This window comes from uncultured Albimonas sp. (assembly GCF_963977235.1).
Lineage (GTDB): Bacteria > Pseudomonadota > Alphaproteobacteria > Rhodobacterales > Rhodobacteraceae > Albimonas.
The window spans coordinates 1-3,269 of sequence record NZ_CAXBOD010000134.1; the positions used below are offsets into that span (position 1 = coordinate 1).

General features: G+C 72.3%; 3 protein-coding genes. All 3 read left to right on the plus strand.

The features are described from left to right. The first annotated feature begins 260 nt into the window (after nucleotides 1-260). A complete protein-coding gene (rpsB, locus tag AAC134_RS23665) occupies nucleotides 261-1,052 on the plus strand; it encodes a 30S ribosomal protein S2 (protein WP_339952247.1) in 792 nt (263 codons plus the stop codon). Between the two features lie 266 nt (nucleotides 1,053-1,318). Beyond that, a complete protein-coding gene (gene tsf / locus AAC134_RS23670; protein ID WP_339952249.1) occupies nucleotides 1,319-2,215 on the plus strand; it encodes a translation elongation factor Ts in 897 nt (298 codons plus the stop codon). A 382-nt stretch (nucleotides 2,216-2,597) separates the two neighbouring features. Then, entirely contained in the window at nucleotides 2,598-3,026 is a 429-nt protein-coding gene (locus tag AAC134_RS23675) for a hypothetical protein (RefSeq protein WP_339952251.1), read from the plus strand. Nucleotides 3,027-3,269 lie beyond the last annotated feature (243 nt).

Sequence of the window (3,269 nt, forward strand, 5' to 3'; positions counted from 1 at the left end):
TCTGATCGGCATCCGCGAGAGACGGCTCCGGAGAACAGGCGCTTTGCGAGGGGTGTCGGGCGTTGCGCAAGAGCGTGGCTGGCGGGGCGCGGGAGGGCTGCGGGCTTGACTCGGGGACGGGCGGGGCGTAGTGGCGCGCCACCCAAATCCGCATGCGGGGTCGGGCCGGTCGGGGAGACATCCCGGCAGGTCCTCCGGTTGGACGCCCTTCGGCGTCTGCACCCCCGCAGAGGCGAAAACCGGAAAGGAACAGACGAACCATGGCCCTGCCTGAGTTCTCCCTTCGTCAGCTGCTCGAGTGCGGCGTTCACTTCGGCCACCAGACCCACCGCTGGAACCCGAAGATGGGCGCCTACATCTATGGCGAGCGCAACGGCATCCACATCATGGACCTGACGCAGACCGTCCCGCTGCTGGACGCCGCGCTGCAGGCCATCCGCGACACCGTCGCCAAGGGCGGCCGCGTGCTGTTCGTGGGCACCAAGCGCCAGGCGGCCCAGCCGCTGGCCGAGGCCGCCGAGCGCTGCGCCCAGTACTACATGAACCACCGTTGGCTCGGCGGCACGCTGACCAACTGGAAGACCGTCTCGAACTCGATCGAGCGTCTGCGCAAGCTCGACGAGATCTTCGACGCCGGCGCCGAGGGCTTCACCAAGCGCGAGCGTCTGTCGCTGGAGCGCGAGCGCAACAAGCTCCACGCCTCGCTGGGCGGCATCCGCGAGATGGGCGGCGTTCCCGACCTGATCTTCGTGATCGACACCAACAAGGAAGACCTGGCCGTCGCCGAGGCGAACAAGCTGGGGATTCCGGTGGTCGCCGTGCTCGACACCAACTCGGATCCCACGGGCATCGCCTACCCGGTGCCGGGCAACGACGACGCCTCGCGCGCCATTTCGCTGTATTGCGACCTGGCCTCGCGCGCCGCGCTCGACGGCATGGCCGCGGCGATGGGCGAGAGCGGGTTCGACCTGGGCGAGATGGAGGAGCTTCCCGAGGAAGACTTCGCCGCCGAGGAGGCCCCGGCCGCCGAGCCGACCGAGGCCCAGGCCTGAGCTGACGCGACGCCCGGGCCCCGGCCCGGCCGGCGCCCTGCCCTCCCCCCGGCCGCCTTCGCGCCGGGGGGAGGCGCGGCGCCCTTCCCCTCCCCCGGGGAAACTATGACGCAAGCATGACGCCCGCGGCGCTTGACCGGCGAAGCGCGGGCGTGGACCCAAGCCCCCGGACGCCCGGGGCCGGCGCGCGGGATTCGCGCGAGGCCCCCGCCGGGCGCAAGGCCGAGGGCCCCTCCGGGCGCAAGGCACGGATCAGGAGAGAGACGATGGCGATCACCGCTGCGATGGTGAAGGAACTCCGCGACACGACCGGCGCGGGCATGATGGACGCGAAGAAGGCCCTGGTCGAGAACGACGGCGACATGGAGGCCTCGATCGACTGGCTGCGCACCAAGGGCCTGGCCAAGGCCGCCAAGAAGTCCGGGCGCACCGCCGCCGAGGGCCTGGTGGCCGTCGCCTCGGCCCAGGGCGTGGGCGTGGCCGTCGAGGTCAACGCCGAGACCGATTTCGTGGCCCGCAACGCCGAGTTCCAGGAGATGGTCTCGAAGATCGCGCAGGCCGCGACCGGCGTTAAGGATCTCGAGGGTCTGCTGGCCGCCGATCTCGGCGGCAAGTCCGTGGCCGACACCGTGACCGCCAAGATCGCCACCATCGGCGAGAACATGTCGGTGCGCCGGATGGCGCGGCTCGAGGGCGACGTGGTCGCCTCCTACGTGCACAACGCCGCCGCGCCCAACATGGGCAAGATCGGCGTGCTGGTGGCGCTGACCGGCTCGGACCAGGCCGCGATGGAGACGATCGGCAAGCAGGTCGCGATGCATGTCGCGGCCACCAACCCCGCCTCGCTGTCGGAGGCCGACCTCGACCCCGCGCTGGTCGAGCGCGAGAAGGCCGTGCTGACCGAGCAGGCGCGCGAGTCCGGCAAGCCCGACGCGGTGATCGAGAAGATGATCGTGGGCCGCCTGAACAAGTACTTCCAGGAGGTCTGCCTGCTGAAGCAGTCCTTCGTGATCAATCCCGACCTGTCGGTCGAGAAGGCGGTCGCCGAGGCCGGCGCCGACATCAAGGTCGTGGGCTTCGCCCGCGTCGAGGTCGGCGAAGGCATCGAGAAGGAAGAAGAGGACTTCGCCGCCGAGGTCGCCAAGGCCGCCTCGGGCGCCTGAGCCCGCCTTCTTTTCGGCATCGAGACCGCCCCGCCCCGCCCCGCGCCCTCGCGCGGGGCGGTTTGCGTTTCGGGCCCCGCGCCCTCGCGCGGGGCGGTTTGCGTTTCGGGCGACGTCGGGCAGGCGCGCTCCGGCCGTCGCCCCGCGATGGCGGGAAAGGCTTGACGGGGCCAAGGCAGGGGCGAGGTTCGCCCGATCCTGTGGGCGCTCTTCGCGCGCGGGGGACCGTGGAGGGCGGAGGCGCGTCTTCGCCTGCCCCCCCTCGCGCCTGCCCCGCCCCCGGGCCCCCGCCCTCCGGCCCCGCGTGCGGCCCCGGCGCCTCGTCTCCGCCATGAAATCGTCGCGTGACAGCCGCGCGGCCTGCGTTACCATGCCCGCCATGATGATCAGAGCACTCCCCCTCGTCGCCGCTTCGGCGCTCCTCGCCCTCTCCGCCTGCGCCCAGCAGGAGCCGCTCAAGGCCCAGCCCGGCGGCGGCGCGCCGCAGGTGAACCGTCACGCCAACGGCTCCTACACCGTGCGCTACGACAACGGCTGCATCGTCACCTACAACGAGAGCGGCCGGCGCTCGGGCTCGCAGGCCTGCCGGCCGGGCCAGGTCGAGCGCGCCGACGACGCGGTGCAGGACGACTCCGAAGCGCGCGGCGGCGGCGGGCTGACGGTGAACCGGCATTCCAACGGCTCGGCCACGGTCAGCTTCAACGACGGCTGCACGGTGACCTACAACCAGGAGGGCCGCCGCTCGGGCTCGCGCAACTGCCATCCCAAGCAGGTGTCCCGCGCCGACCGCGCGATCCAGAAGCGCGGCTGAGGCCGCCTCCGGCGCTCCGCCCCCGCGCGGGGCGCCGTCCCTTCCCGACCCGGATCCCGGGCGCGTCTCGCGCCCCAACCCTGAGCGCCCCGCCAATCCCGGGCGCCCCCCGGCGCCCGGCGCAACACCCCGCGCGAGCGCCTGTTCTCCGGAGCCGTCCGTCGCTGATGCCGATCAGAGCGACTCGCCCGCAGGGGTCAGGGATCGCGAAGCGACCGGCGAAGCCGGCTTGTCCTTGACCCC

What these genes read in the sequence shown, in the direction of transcription:
- AAC134_RS23675 (WP_339952251.1), top strand. Translation starts at nt 2,598, where the DNA reads ATGATCAGAGCACTCCCCCTCGTCGCCGCTTCGGCGCTCCTCGCCCTC.
- rpsB (WP_339952247.1), top strand. Translation starts at nt 261, where the DNA reads ATGGCCCTGCCTGAGTTCTCCCTTCGTCAGCTGCTCGAGTGCGGCGTT.
- tsf (WP_339952249.1), top strand. Translation starts at nt 1,319, where the DNA reads ATGGCGATCACCGCTGCGATGGTGAAGGAACTCCGCGACACGACCGGC.